The organism is Vulgatibacter incomptus, from assembly GCF_001263175.1.
Lineage (GTDB): Bacteria > Myxococcota > Myxococcia > Myxococcales > Vulgatibacteraceae > Vulgatibacter > Vulgatibacter incomptus.
In genome coordinates, this window is record NZ_CP012332.1 from 3,594,000 (window position 1) to 3,610,460 (window position 16,461).

Annotated in this window: 17 protein-coding genes and 2 pseudogenes; 9 read left to right on the top strand and 10 right to left on the bottom strand. The window is 67.4% G+C overall.

Annotation, left to right across the window (positions count from 1 at the left end):
• Window positions 1-40 precede the first annotated feature (40 nt).
• From AKJ08_RS15005 to AKJ08_RS15020, 4 genes are all read right to left on the bottom strand, one after another.
• Complete coding sequence (locus AKJ08_RS15005) at window positions 41-454, bottom strand: VOC family protein (protein ID WP_050726808.1); 414 nt, start codon at window positions 452-454, stop codon at window positions 41-43.
• Window positions 455-578: 124 nt separating this feature from the next.
• Window positions 579-2,066: a serine hydrolase domain-containing protein gene (locus tag AKJ08_RS15010; protein ID WP_082343222.1), complete on the bottom strand. Its 1,488-nt coding sequence runs from the start codon at window positions 2,064-2,066 to the stop codon at window positions 579-581.
• A 68-nt stretch (window positions 2,067-2,134) separates the two neighbouring features.
• Entirely contained in the window at window positions 2,135-3,112 is a 978-nt protein-coding gene (locus AKJ08_RS15015; RefSeq protein WP_050726810.1) for an alpha/beta hydrolase, read from the bottom strand.
• Between the two features lie 59 nt (window positions 3,113-3,171).
• Window positions 3,172-5,583, bottom strand: coding sequence for an ATP-binding cassette domain-containing protein (locus tag AKJ08_RS15020; protein ID WP_050726811.1), 2,412 nt, complete (start codon window positions 5,581-5,583; stop codon window positions 3,172-3,174).
• A 25-nt stretch (window positions 5,584-5,608) separates the two neighbouring features.
• On the opposite strand from AKJ08_RS15020, the gene AKJ08_RS19465 reads away from it, so the two are divergent.
• Together AKJ08_RS19465 and AKJ08_RS20965 are read left to right on the top strand one after the other, a co-directional pair.
• Entirely contained in the window at window positions 5,609-5,770 is a 162-nt protein-coding gene (locus tag AKJ08_RS19465) for a hypothetical protein (RefSeq protein WP_157370732.1), read from the top strand.
• A gap of 1 nt (window position 5,771) precedes the next feature.
• Window positions 5,772-6,149, top strand: a complete 378-nt coding sequence (locus tag AKJ08_RS20965) for a c-type cytochrome (protein WP_082343223.1) — start codon at window positions 5,772-5,774, stop codon at window positions 6,147-6,149.
• Window positions 6,150-6,204: 55 nt separating this feature from the next.
• Here the strand turns inward: AKJ08_RS20965 and AKJ08_RS15025 are convergent, their stop codons facing one another.
• Window positions 6,205-7,062 (bottom strand): phytanoyl-CoA dioxygenase family protein, encoded by an 858-nt coding sequence (locus AKJ08_RS15025; RefSeq protein ID WP_157370733.1) that lies wholly within the window; start codon window positions 7,060-7,062, stop codon window positions 6,205-6,207.
• A 50-nt stretch (window positions 7,063-7,112) separates the two neighbouring features.
• Here AKJ08_RS15025 and AKJ08_RS15030 point away from each other — a divergent pair, with 50 nt between their 5' ends.
• From AKJ08_RS15030 to AKJ08_RS15050, 6 genes and pseudogenes are all read left to right on the top strand, one after another.
• Window positions 7,113-7,442 (top strand): ArsR/SmtB family transcription factor, encoded by a 330-nt coding sequence (locus tag AKJ08_RS15030; protein ID WP_050726813.1) that lies wholly within the window; start codon window positions 7,113-7,115, stop codon window positions 7,440-7,442.
• Between the two features lie 77 nt (window positions 7,443-7,519).
• Window positions 7,520-7,942, top strand: a complete 423-nt coding sequence (locus tag AKJ08_RS15035) for a DoxX family protein (RefSeq protein WP_050726814.1) — start codon at window positions 7,520-7,522, stop codon at window positions 7,940-7,942.
• Between the two features lie 12 nt (window positions 7,943-7,954).
• The gene (locus AKJ08_RS15040; protein WP_050726815.1) at window positions 7,955-8,383 is read left to right on the top strand and encodes a DUF1801 domain-containing protein; all 429 of its coding nucleotides are present in this window, start codon (window positions 7,955-7,957) and stop codon (window positions 8,381-8,383) included.
• Between the two features lie 1,994 nt (window positions 8,384-10,377).
• Window positions 10,378-11,373, top strand: a pseudogene (locus tag AKJ08_RS20970) (RCC1 domain-containing protein); the annotation flags it as partial.
• Window positions 11,361-11,462, top strand: a pseudogene (locus tag AKJ08_RS20975) (hypothetical protein); the annotation flags it as partial. The pseudogenes AKJ08_RS20970 and AKJ08_RS20975, both read left to right, overlap by 13 nt.
• A gap of 84 nt (window positions 11,463-11,546) precedes the next feature.
• Window positions 11,547-11,981, top strand: a complete 435-nt coding sequence (locus tag AKJ08_RS15050) for an RCC1 domain-containing protein (RefSeq protein WP_050726817.1) — start codon at window positions 11,547-11,549, stop codon at window positions 11,979-11,981.
• Between the two features lie 79 nt (window positions 11,982-12,060).
• On the opposite strand, the gene AKJ08_RS15055 is transcribed toward AKJ08_RS15050, so the two are convergent.
• The 4 genes from AKJ08_RS15055 to AKJ08_RS15070 form a co-directional block, all read right to left on the bottom strand.
• On the bottom strand, window positions 12,061-13,317 hold the full coding sequence (locus tag AKJ08_RS15055) for an alpha/beta hydrolase family protein (RefSeq protein WP_050726818.1): 1,257 nt from the start codon (window positions 13,315-13,317) through the stop codon (window positions 12,061-12,063).
• Between the two features lie 79 nt (window positions 13,318-13,396).
• Window positions 13,397-14,020: an SHOCT-like domain-containing protein gene (locus tag AKJ08_RS15060; protein WP_157370736.1), complete on the bottom strand. Its 624-nt coding sequence runs from the start codon at window positions 14,018-14,020 to the stop codon at window positions 13,397-13,399.
• Window positions 14,017-14,382 (bottom strand): DUF2089 domain-containing protein, encoded by a 366-nt coding sequence (locus AKJ08_RS15065; RefSeq protein ID WP_050726820.1) that lies wholly within the window; start codon window positions 14,380-14,382, stop codon window positions 14,017-14,019. Before AKJ08_RS15065 ends, AKJ08_RS15060 begins: the two co-directional genes overlap by 4 nt.
• A gap of 91 nt (window positions 14,383-14,473) precedes the next feature.
• Window positions 14,474-14,746, bottom strand: coding sequence for a DUF2277 domain-containing protein (locus AKJ08_RS15070; protein WP_050726821.1), 273 nt, complete (start codon window positions 14,744-14,746; stop codon window positions 14,474-14,476).
• 226 nt (window positions 14,747-14,972) lie between these two features.
• Between AKJ08_RS15070 and AKJ08_RS15075 the strand changes: the two genes are divergently transcribed.
• Window positions 14,973-15,665 (top strand): type 1 glutamine amidotransferase domain-containing protein, encoded by a 693-nt coding sequence (locus AKJ08_RS15075; protein ID WP_050726822.1) that lies wholly within the window; start codon window positions 14,973-14,975, stop codon window positions 15,663-15,665.
• 90 nt (window positions 15,666-15,755) lie between these two features.
• On the opposite strand, the gene AKJ08_RS15080 is transcribed toward AKJ08_RS15075, so the two are convergent.
• Window positions 15,756-16,415, bottom strand: coding sequence for a glutathione S-transferase family protein (locus AKJ08_RS15080; RefSeq protein ID WP_050726823.1), 660 nt, complete (start codon window positions 16,413-16,415; stop codon window positions 15,756-15,758).
• Window positions 16,416-16,461 lie beyond the last annotated feature (46 nt).

Sequence of the window (16,461 nt, forward strand, 5' to 3'; positions counted from 1 at the left end):
GGACGCGGAACGAACCGCGTCGCCCGGCAGAACGCCTCGGTCAGCTCCTCGAGGTGAACATCCAGTCGATGCCGAAGCGATCCTGGAGCGCGCCGAAGAGCCCGCCCCACGGCGCGTCCCCCAGCGGCTGTACGATGGTGCCCCCCTTCGACAGTCCGTCGAAGCTCCCGCGGGCCTGCGCGGCGTCGTCGAAATCGAGGGCCACGTCGACCGTGCCACCGGGCTGGGCCTTCGCCCCGTCGGGCGCGCCGTCGCTCAGGAAGATGGTGGCATCGCCGACCTGGAGGGCGGCATGCATCACCTGGTTCTTGAGCGCAGCAGGACAGTCGGGCATCGCGTCGCCGAACCGCATGAGCGTGGTCACCTTCGCGCCGAGCGCCTTCTCGTAGAAGGGGATGGCCTCGTCGGCCTTGCCGTTGGCGTTCAGGTACGGGATCGCGGTCTTGATTGCCATTGTGGACTCCCTCCGGAGCTCGAAGCCCCGTACAGTTGGACGCTCGTTGGACTGTCGATGGCGGCCGGAATCATCGGTGAGCCGCTCAAAAAAGCGATCGCCGCCGCGGACGAGCCCCCGAAGACTAGTTTGCCGGATTGACCAGGATTCCACCCATACGGTAGGGCGCGGACGTCTCCGCCAGCACATCGACCAGGAGCTCGCCGTTCGCGCAGCCGAGACGGAGGAGGAACGAGCCGAGTCCGCGATCCTCGACCGTCTTGTACGACCAGCAATCTCCGAAGGTCTTGGCTACGGATTCGAAGAATGGCAGGAGCCCGTCCTTCCAGGTGAACGCTTCTTCGACGAGGGCTTCGGTAGGCGCGGACGTGAGGAGGAGTAGACGCTGGCCAACGGTCTCGACCGCAGCCGCCGGCGTCGTGCTCATCCTCGGAACGACGTCGGTCTCAGGGTCGACCAGCAAGGCGAGGGTCGACACGCCCAGGCTCTGAATCTCCTCCACATCGCCAAGGGATCCTGTGCCGGTCAGGATCACGACGGCGCAGTCGTGCTCCGGCAGCAGGCCGAGGTAGGCGCCGTAGTCGGAGGTCGAGCCGTTGTGCCAGACGACCGTTCCAACCTTCGGCTCCTGGGTGACGATCCAACCCAGGCCGTAGCCGGTCGCGTCCGCGGTCTGGCTCGCAGCCAGCGTGTCGGCCTGGAGCACCGAAGCGTGGCCGAGCCCGTGCGATGCGAAGCGAGCGAGATCCCCCACTGTAGTGAAGAGACCGCCGGCGGGCTCCATGGCGCCCATCCGCCAGGTCCCATTGGCGCGCTCGTAGCCGCCGAAGTGCGACGGCTGGAACCCGGGCGCGAGTCTCTCGCTGGGCACGTCCCAGACCGAATCGCGCATCCCGAGAGGGTCGAGCACGCGCTCCTGTACGAACGAGCGGTAGCTCATGCCGCTGGCTCTCGAGACGACGAGACCTGCCAGCGCCACGCCGATGTTCGAATAGGAACGGCGCGTGCCGGGGTCGAACAGCAGCTCGACTCCGCCGAGCGCAGCCAGCACATCCGCCTCAGTGATCTTCGCGTCCGGCCGCGTCCAATCGAGGCTGTCGTTGCCGTTCCGAGGAAGGCCCGAGGCGTGGCTGATCAAGTGCCGCAGGGTGACGGCGGGCTTGCCGCTCGGCGAGAGTACCGCGGCCACCTCGGGAAGCCAGACGGCAGCTTCGTCGTCGAGGACGAGCTTCCCCTCGTCGGCAAGGGCGAGGAGGGCCGTCGAGGTGACCAGCTTCGTGACCGAGCCGGCCCGGAAGAAGGTGTTCTCGTCCGGCGCCTTGCCAATTTTCGTGCCCTCGCCGAAGCCCGCCCGCCAAACGAGCTCGCCCCCGATGACGACGCCGATCGCCAGGTTCGGGTAGCCCTGGGCGGTCACGAAGCTCTCGACTCGCTGCCGGAGTGCCGCCGCCTGAGCCTCGGTGAACGCGGGCGCCTCCTGCCCGCCCTGACCACCCTGCCCGCCCTGTTCGTCTGTCCCGCCCTGCCCACCCTGCACCAATTCGTTGGGCGCAGTAGTCGCGCAGGCGCTGAGCAGCATCGCAGCGAGAATCGACAGGCGTCGTAGGTTCATGTCCCCTCCCAAGAGGGTGCGGACGATAGCAAACTGCCGCGTGAGCAAAAGCTCGGATTCGAGACGCGCTACCTGCCCCGCCCTTCGGCAACGAAGCGCGCGACTACGGTCGTGATGGGGTCGTCACTCATGCCGGCTCGGATGATGATCTCGTTGTGGCCGAGGCCGTCGAGCTCGACGAACTCCGCATTGGCGTCGCGCTGGGCGAGCTCGCGTAGAGCGCGAAAGCCCTCGCGGCAGATCTCTTCGTCGTCCGTGCTGTCGACGAACAAGATGGGCGGGTGATCGGATCCCAGGTGGTGGATCGTGGAGTGCTCGGCAAGCGCAGCGTCGTCCGGGCCGAAGAGCGTGCTCATCACTTTCACTTGATCCGCCTTGAGGTAACGAAGCGACGCCCGCAGGTCGAAGATCCCATCGACGCTGATGACGCCCGCCACCGTCCCCGGAGCAACGTCGTTCCGCTGGAGAATGCGCGGGTCCATCGCGAGCAAGGAGGCCAGGTGGCCTCCCGCCGAATGCCCCATGACGAAGATCCGCAGAGGATCGGCGCCGAGCTTTGCAGCGCTTTGCGCGACGAATCGTATGGCGCGCGCGATGTCGTCGAGGGAGTCGTCGCCGCGCTGCACTTGGGGGAATTGCCGGTACCCGACGATGGCGGCTCCGATCCCCCGGTGCGCAAGGGCGGCTCCGACGTTGCCGTACGTGCCGAGCACCGGCTGGAGCCACCGCCGATCCTGCGCCGACCAGTATCCGCCGTGGACGAATACCACCATGGGGAACGGCTTCGTTTCACGCGGCAGGTACAGGTCGAGCTGCTGCTTCGGGTCGGAGCTCGCCGAGACGTAGGGCACATCCAGGCGCACGTCGAGATCGTCCAGCTTGCCGTGGAAGTTCCTTCGCGCGGGCCAGAAGTAGAGTCCCGCTGCCAGAAGGACGAGCGCGGCAGCCGCGAGCCACCGCTTTCGGCGACCGGGCCTGGCACTCGTGGCGCCGGTTGTCGGTCGAGCCGGATCGGACTTCGGAGAAACGGCACCTGGATTCGTCATTCGGTCCCCCAATCACCAGAAATCGCTGCGGCGCCGACATGTAGGAAGCGTGGACTCGCTCAGCGAGCGCGAGCCGCCTTCGCACGGCTGCCAATGAATGCCGCCAGGTGCTCGCCGGTCAGCGTCGACCTCGCCGCCACCAGGTCGGCCGGCGTGCCTTCGAACACGATCCGCCCGCCGTCGTGGCCCGCGCCCGGGCCGAGGTCGATGAGCCAGTCGGCGTGCGCCATCACCGACTGGTGGTGCTCGATCACGATGACCGACTTCCCCGAGTCGACCAGCCGATCCAGCAGCCCGAGCAGCTGCTCGAGGTCGGCCAGGTGCAGCCCGGTGGTCGGCTCGTCGAGCACGTAGACGCCGCCATCGGCGCCCATGTGCGTCGCGAGCTTGAGACGCTGCCGCTCGCCGCCCGACAGCGTCGTGAGCGGCTGGCCGAGCCGCACGTAGCCGAGGCCCACGTCGGCCATGCGCTGCAGGATGGCGTGCGCGGCTGGCGTACGCGCCTCGCCGGCGCCGAAGAAGCGGACCGCGTCGTCGACCGACAGGTCGAGCACCTCGGCGATGTTGAGCCCGCCGAATCGGTAGTCGAGGACCGAAGCCTGGAACCTCCGGCCCTCGCACTCCTCGCAGACCGTTGTGACGCCGGCCATCATCCCGAGGTCGGTGTAGATCACGCCGGCGCCGTTGCAGGTCGGGCACGCGCCCTCGGAGTTGGCGCTGAACAAGGCGGGCTTCACGCCGTTGGCCTTCGCGAACGCTTTGCGGATCGGCTCGAGCAGATCGGTGTAGGTCGCCGGGTTGCTCCGCCGCGAGCCACGGATCGGGGACTGGTCGACCGTCACCACCCCTTCCCTGCCGCTCACCGAGCCGTGGATCAGCGAGCTCTTTCCCGACCCGGCCACGCCTGTGACCACGACCAGCACGCCGAGTGGGATTTCGACGTCGACGTTCTGCAGGTTGTGGGTGCTGGCACCGCGCACCTTCAGCACACCCGACGGCTTCCGCACCTTCGACTTCAGGCTGGCCCGATCGCTCAGGTGACGCCCCGTGAGCGTGCCGCTTTCCCGCAGCCCATCGACGGTGCCCGTGAAGACCACCTCGCCGCCGGCGGTTCCGGCGCCCGGTCCGAGGTCGACGACGTGGTCGGCGATCGCGATCATCTCCGGCTTGTGCTCGACGACAAGGACGGTGTTGCCCTTGTCGCGCAGGCGCAGCAGCAGCTCGTTCATGCGCTGGATGTCGTGGGGATGCAGCCCGACCGTCGGCTCGTCGAAGACGTAGGTCACGTCGGTGAGCGACGACCCGAGGTGGCCGATCATTTTCGTGCGCTGGGCCTCACCTCCCGACAGCGTACCGGAAGGCCGGTCGAGGCTGAGGTAGCCCAGGCCGATCTCCACGAACGAATCGAGCGTCTCCCGAAGCGCCGCCAGCAGCGGCGCGACGGAGGGCTCGTCGAGGCCGCGCAGCCACTCGGCCAGATCGTTGATCTGCATTGCGCAGGCGTCCGCGATGTTGATCCCCTGGATCTTGGAGGACCGGGCGGCCTCGTTGAGCCGGGTGCCGGCGCAGTCGGGACAGGTGGTGAAGGTCACCGCCCGCTCGACGAACGCGCGGATATGCGGCTGCATCGCGTCGACGTCCTTGGCCAGGTAGGACTTCTGGATCCGCGGGATCAACCCCTCGTAGGTGAGGTTGATGTTGTCGACCTTGATCTTGGTCGGCTCCTTGTGGAGCAGATCGTGGACCTCTCTCTTGGTGTACTTGCGGATCGGCTTGTCAGGGTCGAAGAACCCGCATCCGCGATAGATGCGCCCGTACCAGCCATCCATGCTGTAGCCGGGGACGGTGAGCGCACCCTCGTTGAGCGACTTGCCGTCGTCGTAGAGCTGGGACAGGTCGAAGTCGGTGACCGATCCCATGCCCTCGCATCGCGGGCACATGCCGCCGGCCTGGGTGAAGGTGCGCTTCTCCGTCTTCTTGCCCGATCCCTTCTCGACGGTGATCGCCCCGGCCCCGTGCACCGTCGGGACGTTGAAGGAGAAGGCGTTGGACGGGCCGATGTGCGGCTTGCCGAGGCGGCTCCACAGCACCCGCAGCATCGCGTTGGCGTCCGTGGCGGTGCCGAACGTCGAGCGGGAGCTGGCGCCCATCCGCTCCTGGTCGACGATGATCGCGGTGGTCAGCCCTTCCAGCATGTCGACCTCGGGCCGCGCCTGGGTCGGCATGAAGCCCTGCACGAACGCGCTGTAGGTCTCGTTGATCAGCCGCTGCGACTCGGCGGCGATCGTGCCGAACACCAGCGACGACTTGCCCGATCCCGAGACACCGGTGAACACGGTCAGCCGCCGCTTGGGGATCTCGACGCTGACGTCCTTGAGGTTGTTCTCGCGGGCGCCCTGGACGCGGATCAGGTCGTGGCTGTCCGCGGGGTGCTGCGTGGAGGAGGCCTTGCCCTTAGAAGATGAACGCACCGGACGGATATTTCCCAACGATCCTTTGACCGTCAACCCATGGAGGCGGCCGAGACCTCGAAACTCGCGGCGGGGCGACGCCGCCTACAGCACCAATCCCACGACGGCCGAGTTGATCGGGCAGACGGACGGAGTGACCATGCTCCAGTCGCTGAAGGCCGACGACGAGATCTGGGTGAGGTACTGAGATGAGGTGCTTGTCCGCCATCTGCTTGGCGCTGTGCCTCGCAGCCTGTGCCGGGTGCGGCGGAGAGCCACTCGACGGAAGCGGTGGTGGACCACCGGATCCGGTTTGCGAAGCCGTTCCCGTGACGGAGTGCCCGGAGCCTGGCCCTGGCTACGCCGACGTGCAGCCAATTTTCCAAGCGCGATGCGTCGTCTGTCACTCCGGAAAGCCCGGTGGAGGGTGGCCGCTCGACGACTACCTTCACGTGGCGATGTGGTGGGACTCCATCCGAGACGAGCTCCTCTCGTGCTCGATGCCGCCGCGAGGCTCGCGCGTTACGCTCAGGGACGAGGAACGCGAGCGGATCCTCCTCTGGATCCGCTGCGGCTTTCCCGAGTGATCGGTTCGCCTTCCTTCGAACACGATCCGCTCGCCGCCGTGGCCCGCGCCCGGAACTAGGTGCCGCAGGTTTCCAGGGCGATCCGAATCGCGCGCTCGACCGGCGACGCATTCCCGTCGGTCCGCATCGGGTCCAACGGAACGCGGGGCAACAACGCCGGTTGAGCGAGGAACCGAGGCACGCGACCGCGATGAGGCTGCGCGGAGTGGACGAGAAAGGGATGGCATAGGTACACCGTACCGGCAGCACCCGTCGCGAGGGTCTCGGGGCGACTCGACGACTCCGAGAACCCCGTGCTTGCGAGCTCGGCGATCGTCATGCCGTCCCGTCCGTTTGGGGCGAGCCGCCGTGCGATGTCGAAGTGCGAGCCGACACGAATGCGGGTCGGGGCGTCGCTCTCGCCAACGTCGGAGAACAGGAAGAGCATGAGGAGCGCGCGCCCCTTCGAGGCGACGTTAACGCGCCACTTCAGGAAGTCGGGCTCGTCCTCCCACCCGAAGCTCGCGTCGATATGCCAGCCGCAGTCGCCCGGATCGTCTGGCGACGGGAAGCGGATCGGGAACGATCCGAGGCTGCCCCGAGGTACCCAGCGCTCTGGACCTACGAGCGCGTCGTAGGCGGCGCATAGCGCCGGCGTGTTGGCCGCTTCACGAAAGAGCGGATTCGGAATCTCGCCGATGCGCACGACCGGACGCGTCCACGTGGACGGGGCGTCCTCGGCGCATCCCGCGGCCGACCACAACAGCCGCCGGCAGGTATCAGCGAGGTCACGAGGAAAAGCGTCGTCCACCCGGAGGTAGCCGTCGAGAACGAACTGCTCGACCTGCGCTGCGGATAGTGAGGGATGGCGAGACACCGGGTTTGCTCCTTGTCGTTCCAGCTTAAGCGCGAACGGAGAGCGGGCGTCGCCCATTGGCCCACGTGACTTGACGGTCATATACCTACTGAGGTACATACATAGGCATGGAAACTTCGTTCGCGATCATCGCGGAGCCGAACCGCCGAGCCATCCTCGGCCTGCTGGCGTCGTCCGAGCGGTCCGTCGGCGAGATCGAGCGCCAGCTACAGATGCCTCAAACCTCGGTCTCCAAGCACCTCCGCGTGCTGCGCGAGGCAGGCTTCGTAGAGGCGCGCGTCGATGCCCAGCGGCGCGTCTATCGGATCCGGCCCGAGCCGCTCATGGAGGTCGACGCCTGGCTCGCTCCGTTCCGGCGCTTCTGGGAAGCCCACGTCGATGCCCTCGAACGCCATCTCGATCGGATGGAACAGGCCCCCGGGAAGACCGACGAGTAGCCGTGATGCCGTCGTCCTGGCGCCCCGTCATCCCCCGATGAACCTCCCAAGCGTTGAAGCGTAGAAGGAAACACCTGATGGAATCGACCCTGCAGAAGCCGGCCCTCGGAGCAGCGAAGGCCACCCCCAAAGCCACGACCATCGCGTATTGGATCGCCACCGCGCTCTTCTGTCTGCAGATGGGCTTCACCGCCTACGCCCAGCTGAGCCTGCCGCAGGTGGCGGAGATGTTCACCCACCTCGGCTTCCCCGACTACTTCCGGGAGATGCTCTCGTGGGCCAAGTTCCTCGGCGTGGTCGTGGTGCTCGCGCCGGTGCCTGCGCGGCTGAAGGAATGGGCCTACGCCGGCTTCGCCTTCACCCTCGCCTCGGCGCTCATCGCCCACTTCGCGATGGGCGATGGCGTGGAAGCGTGGATCTGGGCGGCCGGCACCTTCGTTCTCTGGGGGCTCTCGTACTTCTTCTGGCATCGCCGGCAGGCTACGCGCGCGACCGCCTGATCGGAGCCGTACATGAAAACGCCCAACCCGGTGGAATCTGCCTCCGCGCTGATCGACGACAAGATCCAGGCACTCGACGACTGGCGCGGGGAGACGCTCGCGAGGGTGCGCAAAATCATCCACGAGGCGGACCCCGAGATCGTCGAGGAGCTGAAGTGGATGGGGACTCCCGTCTGGTCCCACGGCGGCATCGTCTGCACGGGCGAGACGTACAAGAACGCCGTCAAGATGACGTTTGCCAAGGGAGCTTCGTTGGCGGACCCATCGGGTCTCTTCAACTCCAGCCTCGAAGGGAACGTCAGGCGCGCCATCGACATCCACGAGGGCGACAAGATCGATGATGCGGCCTTGAAGGACCTCATCCGCGCTGCGGTGGCGCTCAATCTGATGAGCAAGAGCAAGCCGAAGGCCCAGCGAGCGAGCCGCAAGCGCGACGAGTAGCTTCATCGCCGTTCAGGGCGGACTCGGAAGTTCTTGTGGTGCGCCGTCTACCCCTTGTGACATGGATCCCCGCCCAGCGGTAGTCGTCCTGGAGGGGTCACGTGAACCGTTGTTTTCGCCATGAGCGAGTCGCAAGGATCTGTCTGTCGGAGCCCACGCCGGAGTACATCGCCGGAAGGCCTTGGCTCCGCGTGTCGACCGCACTGCTCGCCACCATCGTGTTGACGTTCGGCTGCGGAAGCTCCGGCAGCGGTGGAAGCGCTGGCAGCGGTGGAAGCGCTGGCAGCGGTGGAAGCTCCGGTAGCGGTGGCAGCGGTGGTAGCGGTGGTGGAGATGGCGGAGGTGGGGGTGGCGGCGGTTCCGTCGGTGCGCCGGAACGGCTCGTAGCGAGCCAGGACCTCCCCGGCAGCGTAGCGCTCTCCTGGGAGCTTCCGAGCGGCGCCGCGCCTGACCGAATCGTCGTCCTGCGCGACGGCGAGGAGCTCGTAGCGCTCGGCGGCGACGTGAGAAACTTCGACGATGCGTCCGCCTCGCCCGGCTCGCTGGATGCGCTGACGGACGCCGCCGTCGTCTCACGCGCCGACACGATCCACCTCACGTGGAGCGCTCCCGCCCCGCGCGCAGGTGCCGACCACGGGTACGAGATCGTCGCCAACTACGATGTACGAGGGCACGCGAAGTCGGAGCGCGTGCTCGGGCACCGGGCGGCCCCGGCGATCGAGGGCTATCGGGTGGAGCGCGACGGAGCCGAGCTCGCGCGCTTGCCGGAATCCGCCATGCAATATGATGACGACGCCTCAACCCCGGGCAGGGAACCGGACGTCACCATCCTCACGGTGGAGCCATCCGTGGACGCGATCCGCCTGACCTGGGCGGCGTCAGATGCGGCGCCCGGGCCCATCCACCGCTACCGGGTGGAGGCGCTCTCCGCCGCGGTCTCGTCCTCGTCGGAACCGTTGTCCGGAGCGCGCCTGGCGCCGACCATCACCGGATGGTCGCTCTGGCGAGACGGGGCGGTCCTCGCGGACCTCGACGAGACGCAGACCTCGTTCGAAGACCGCACCGCGAACCCCGTGGGGATCGAGCCACCATCGCTCTCCCTCGAAGAGGGGGAAGGCTCGGTCCTCCTGCGTTGGACGCTGGCGCATGCGTCCCCCGTCGCCGCCCATTCCTACGAGATCCGCGGCCAGACCATCCTCGGTGAGCGCACGTCCGAGCCGGCGCACGCACGAAGGAACATCCCTGAGATCACCGGGCATCGCGTCTATCGTGACGGCGTCGCGATCGCGTCGCTGCCCGAGACCGCCACCGACCTCGAGGACACCGAAGCGGCGTCTGGCCGGTTCGATGCGCCCGCTGCGCTGGAGGCGAGCTCCGGAACGACCATCGACGGCGTCGAGCTCCACTGGCAGGCCGCCGTTGCCCATCCGGGCGCGACGCACCAATACCAGGTCGTCGCCATGGCGCTGGAGAGTGTGGCGGCCGAGTCGAACCGAGCCCCGGGAGCTCGGTCGGCACCCTCGCTCCTCGGGTACGAGATCCAGCGGGACGGCGGGGACTGGGTCGACGTCGGAGACGAGACCGCGTTCTTGGACGTCGAGGCGCCGAAGGGGAAGGTCGAAGCGACCTCGATCGCCCAAGCGGACAGAGTGCGGGGCTTCGTCGAGGTCTCGATCGCCAACTCGCCCGCCGTCACCGTGACGCCACCAGCGCCATCGGCGTATCGAGTCCGTGCGTTCGGGGTGACGGTGGCGGGTCCGCCGTCCGCCCCCTCCACCGGAGTGCGCAAGGCGGGCTCCGTGTACCGGACGTTCTGGCAGCGCTCCAGCGGGAACGCGGACGCGGACTACACCGACCTGCCCGGGCTCGAGTTCACGCCGTCTCTCGACCTGGACCCCGCTGCCGGTGAAGCCCGCTATTACCGAGCGCGGTTCGAGGGCGAGGGCCTCGCGGGCTTCTCGCGGCCGGGATGGGCGACCGCCCACAACTTCATCATGGTCAGCGCCACCGCTTCGCATACCTGCGGCCTCCGCGACGACAGCCGCGTGGTCTGCTGGGGTTCCGCGGGCTCCGGCGAAGCTCAGAGCACGTCAGGCTCCGAATCGTTCACCACCGTCAGCACGGGCAACGGCCACACGTGCGGCATCCGCATCGACGGGAAGGTGATCTGCTTTGGCACGAACTTCTTGGGCCAGGCGCCGACGGAGCCCACGGAGGACTCGTTCACGAGCGTGTCCGCGGGCGAACGCCACACCTGCGGCATCCGGGTCGACGGGAAGTTGGTGTGCTGGGGCGACAGTGACTTCGTGCCCAGCGATCCTTCCATCGACTCGTTCATGAGCGTGAGCACGGGCTTGCGCCACACTTGCGCGGTCCGCACCGACGGCCGGGTGTTCTGCTGGGGGAACAACACCAACGGCCAGGCCCCGGCGGAGCCCAGCCAGGATTCCTTCACGAGCGTGAGCACCGGCTTGACCTACACGTGCGCGCTGCGCGTGGACGGCAAGGTCATCTGCTGGGGCGACAACTCCGAAGGGGCGGCGCCTCCGGGGCCCAGCACGGACACGTTTACGAGCCTCGCCGTCGGCCGCTGGCACACCTGCGGCATCCGCACCGACGGAAAGATCGTCTGCTGGGGCGCAGTGCGCAGCGTCGCTCCCACCGCGCCAACCGAGGCCACGTTCGTCAGCATCGCCGCCGGCGAGGCGCACACCTGCGGCGTGCGAACCGACGGAAAGGTGGAGTGCTGGGGGATGAACGTCTGGGGCCAGGCGCCTCCGCGGACGCATTTGGAGCGCTTCGCGAGCGTCGATTTGGGCTCGAGCCACGCCTGCGGCGTGCGCCCAGACGGGAAGGTCGTCTGCTGGGGTCGGAACAACTACGGCGAGGCGCCCCCCACCCCCTCCACCGACACCTTCTCATCGGTCCATTCAGGCGTTTCCCATACGTGCGGCCTTCGCCCGGATGGGAAGGTCGTGTGCTGGGGCAAGGAAGACGAAGGGCGAGCCCCCCGGGGCCAAGCACCGAGACCTTCTCGAGCATCAGCGCGAACGGTGCCCACAACTGCGGCCTGCGGACCGACGGGAAAGTGGTGTGCTGGGGCTGGAACCCCGACGGGCGGGCGCCCGCAGGGCCGAGCGTCGACTCCTTCACGAGCGTCAGCGTGGGCGACGAGCACACCTGTGGCGTCCGCGTAGATGGGAAGGTGCTCTGCTGGGGAAAAAACGACTACGGACAGGCGCCAGCGGGTCCGAGCGCCGACTCCTTCACGAGCGTGAGCGCGGGTTATGGCAAGACCTGCGGCATTCGAGTCGACGGTCACGCGACCTGCTGGGGCAGGGGGACCCGGCAGCAGAGCGCGGATACATTCAAGAGCGTTCATGCCGGCTATGACTTCAACTGTGGCATCCGCACGGATGAAACGTTGAGCTGTTGGGGCGACAATTTCTTTGGCCAGAGTCCCCTGCCTGCCTCCACTCGCTTCTCCACCCTTAGCGTGAACCGGTACGACACCTGCGGCGTCCGCGTCGACGGGCAGCTCTTCTGCTGGGGAAGCAACTTCGATCAGGAGGCGCCGCCTTGGAATGCGCGCAACTGAGCGGGCGCGCCGACCGACACCTCCGTCGACCAACGGGTCACCGTCCCGCTGGTCGACGCTCGGCTCCAAGATTGCGTCTTCAGCTGCCCTCGGAGAACGAGAGGCTTCGGTGCCACACCATGATCATGTCGAGCGCGCGCTTCGAGAACAGCTCCTTGATGTCGGAGGCGTTGCTCGTCAGCTGCACGAATGAGTGGGTGACGTTGGGGACAATCTTGCAGGTCGCGTGTGCCGCCCCCCAGGAGCGAAAGCGCTCGAGGTGCGAGGGAACCACGTTGTAGTCCCGATCGCCGTTCAAGAGGAGGATGGGCTTCGACATGGCCAGAAACTCCTCCTGGAGATGGTCGGTACGATCCATCCAGTTCTTCCAGTAACGGACCGGCGCCCCGTCGAACGAATCCGAAGGGTAGGTCCCGGCTCGGATCTGCGACAGCGCCAACTCGTACTCGTCCGCCCGCGCCCGCAGCGCCGCGACGTCCGCGGCGTACCGTTCCCCGTAGGTCTCCAGGTCGTCGGCGAAAGCGCGGAGCTGCTCCGGCGCGACCTGGTCGATGGGCAGGGAGGCCCCCGCGAGCTGGACTCCCGCGACCACGCCAGGCTCGTCGGCCACCTGGGGGACGAAGTTGGCGCCCTCGCTGTGACCGATCACGGTGATGTCTTTGCCGTCGACCAGCTCATGCAGGTCGGCGACGGTGCGCACCGCGGCGCGCAGGTCCTCGACGAAGTCATCCACGAGGATGTCGTCCAGAAAACCCGGATAATCCCTGTAGGACGTGGGGCAGCGTCCATCGCTGTTCTCCCGGAAGCAGGTCCGCTTGTCGAAGCGGAACACCGCAGCGCCCGCCTTCGCCAGCCCCTCGGCAAGGAGGCGGAACGTGGGGATGTCCTGGCCGTAGTGGTAGCCGAGGTTCGCGCTCGCCGTCTCGTCACGATCGTTCGGGCCCGATCCGTGTGCGAGGACGAAGACGGGAGGGAGGTAGCTGCCCTCGGTTACGGGCAGGACGAGGGTTCCGCGCAGCTCGTATCCGTCCCGGACGAAGGAGAGTTCACGGCTCTCGAGGCCGATCGGCGTCACGTCGCTGCAGGCACCGTCGATCCGCTCCTGGTATCGGGCGCACGGCTCGGGCTCCTGCCCAGGGTCCTCGCCAGGGTCCTCGCCAGGGTCCTCGCCAGGGTCCTCGCCAGGGTCCTCGCCAGGGTCCTCGCCAGGGTCCTCACCAGGGTCCTCACCAGGCTCCTCCCCGGGCTCCTGATCGGTCGGGAGATCGGGCCCGACGGCGGGACTGCCACATCCTACGACGGAGAAAACCAACAAGAAGAGGAGCAATTTGCGCATGCGTGCCTCGTGTCGAGGGTGCCGGCGTGAAGTAGCCGACACCTGGAGTAAATGAGGGATGGGGGCGGCGGCGGGCCGATCAGAGGGCGACGAGGAGCCCCTTGGCGATCGCCTCGGCGACGGCGATCGCGGCGATGACCGCGAGCGCCAGCTTTCCGCCACGGAGGCCGGACGCGGCGCCCAGCCCCGTGACAAGGAGCGCCACGGACCACGCGAATAGGACGAGCGTCCCCAGGTTCGCCGCTGAGTCCGCGCCGCGGCTGGCACCGTGGAGGGCGCCCACCAGGGCGCCGGCTGCGACCAGCGGGATCCGGGCGATCCCGACGAGAGCAAGTGCGTCGACGATCCTGACCTGCCGGGCGAAGAGCCGGGCGGCGGCGACGAACACGAGCGCGGTGAGCGGCCAGCCGAGGGCGAGATCGACGAGCGCGACGGACCACGTAACCGGCGGCTTGGCGAGGTGAATGTCGAGGACGCCGTCGAAGCGTATCTCGAGGAGGCGGGCGACGAGGAGCTGGAGCCCCGCGCCAACCGAGGCCGCACCCAGGGCGACGCCGGTCTCGAGGCGCTCGATCGGGCGAAAGAGCCAGGTCCACACCGAGCCCCTCGGCGCGCGAATCGCCTCGAGGAGCTGCTCGGCTTCGGTGGGATTGATCTGCCCGGCGGCGAGCATCTCCAAGATGCGAAGGCGAGGTGCGTTCACGAATCGATCTCCTCGAGGCGCTTGGCGCCCTCTTTCACGCTCATCGTTCCGGCCGCGATCGCGTCGAGGATCTCGCGGCGCGCGGCGTCCCGGTCGAGGGCGGGAGCCGAGAGCTTCGCGATGATCTCGTTCAGCCGGTTGCGAACCGTCGGGTAGCTCTGCCCGAGATGCTTCCCCATCTCCTTGAGGCTCCCGGAGGATCGGACGAAGGCCAGGACGAAATCGAGGTCGTCCCGGCCGAGGCGCAGCAGCTCAGGAAACTCGAAGCGCCCTTCGAGCTGCATGTCGCAGACCGAACAGGCGAGGCGGGTCGCCACGAGGGGTCCTTCGCAGGCGGGACAGGAAGTGGGCAGGCGGGACATGCGGGCGAATATGGATCATCCGCTCAATAAAGCAAAGCCGCAGCTCAATAAAATTTACCCACAGGTCAAGAAACGACCGCAGGCGCAACGCTCATTCGCGGGAGTAGCGGACCCGTGCTCGCTCGCGGGCCTTGCTGGCGAAGGCGTCGCGGTCGCGCGGCGCCGCCGAGGTGGAGAGCGACTCGAGCAGCCGGTGGGCGCACGCGGTGATCTCGTCCACCGCGCTAGAGAACGCGGCCTCGTTGGCTCGAGACGGCGCCTGGAATCCGCTCAGCTTGCGCACGAACTGCAAGGACGCCGCCCGGATCTCGTCGTCCGTCGCAGGCGGGTCGAAGTTGAAGAGCGTCTTGATGTTGCGGCACATGGGACCTCCCTGAGCCATTCGGTATCACGATCGCCCCCGGCCAGCCGCCCCACGCCGACCAGTCGCTCGGACTGCAGCAGGCCGCACCATGGCCCGCCGCAGTCCGGAGCAAGAGTGCGGCGGCCTTCGTTGCAGGCGCCACGATCATGTTTGACCGTAAGCCTTGGAGACTCGATTCGTTCGAGGTTTGCCCAGACCTGGGCCGCGAACGAGGAGGCGTGTTCGAATGGCCAGGATCCTGTTCGTGGTCACCGGAGCGAGCTACTGGACGCTGAAGGACGGCACCAGGCACCCGACCGGCTACTGGGCGGAAGAGTTTGCGGCCCCCTACAGCACGTTCACCAAAGCCGGCCACTCGATCGTGGTGTCCACCCCCGGCGGTGTCGTGCCGTACGTGGATTTGATGAGCCTGCGACCCTCGATGGCCGGCGGTGAGAAGACGGCGCTGGAATTGGAGGGAGTCATCCGATCGGCCGAGGAGCTGCGACGGCCCATCGACCTGGCGACTGCCCGCCTGGAGGACTACGACGCCGTTTACTATCCCGGCGGCCACGGTCCGATGGAGGACCTCAGCGTCAACGCCGACTCGGGCCGACTGCTGACCGCTGCCCTCGCGTCGGGCAAGCCGCTTGCGGTCGTCTGCCATGCGCCGGTTGCGATGATGGCTACCCGGATAAAGGGCGAATCGCCCTTCGCCGGGTACGAGGTCACAGCGTACACCAACGACGAAGAGGAGGCCGTCGGACTCGCTTCCAAGGCCCGTTTCCTGGTGGAGGACGAGCTCAAAAAGATGGGCGTCAAGTTCACCCGCGGCGAGATCTGGAAGCCCTACACGGTCGTAGACCGCAACCTCTACACCGGGCAGAACCCCGCGTCCGCCGCGCCTCTGGCGAGGAAACTCCTCGAGGTGCTCAAGTAGGCGTCGCGCGCTCCAAAAATGACCGCGACGAACGCCCCTTCTCGGAGTCCGCTCCGAGCACCGTCGCGGCCCCCCGGAGAGCGTGGAGCTTCAATCCCGGTCCGGCGCTCCCAGGGGAAAGAGCGGCCGATACTGCCGCGCCTCCTCCACCGCGCGGGCGAAGGATGGGCGGGCGAGCAACCGCGCGCGGTAGGCGCGCAGCGTCGGAAAAGCCTCGGCGATCCGGTGCGTCCAGTCCGCGTAGAACAGAGAGGGCGCTGCTGCGCAGTCGGCAAGCGTGAAGTCCGCCCCGGACGCCCAGGTCCTGCCAGCGAGCTGCTTGTCGAGCCAAGCATAGGCGAGCTCCAGCTTCGTGTCGGCGAACGCCTGGCCATCCCGGCGCTTCACCGGATCACCGCTCAGCGCGCCGTCGACCGCGTACTGCGTCATGTTCATCACGTGCAGGTCGAAGAAGCGATCGAGGAAACGCACCTCCAGCGCAGCCGTCGGGTCGGTGGGCAGCAGGCGCACGGGACCGGGATGCGCGAGCTGCAAATGCTCGATGATGATGCTGGTCTCGACGACGTTGCGCTCGCCGTCGACCAACAGCGGAAACTTGCGCAGCGGCCAGCGCCGCAACCACTCGGCGGAGTGCTGCGGCGTATCCGGCCCGAGGCAGCGGAACTCGAAGGGCGTGCCGTTCTCGTACAGCGCGATGAGCACTTTCTGCGTGTACGAGGAGAAGGGGTGACCGTAGAGAACGAGCGACATCGCGAGCTTCCTTGTTCCGACCACTTGCAATTTGAAAGTAGGTGAA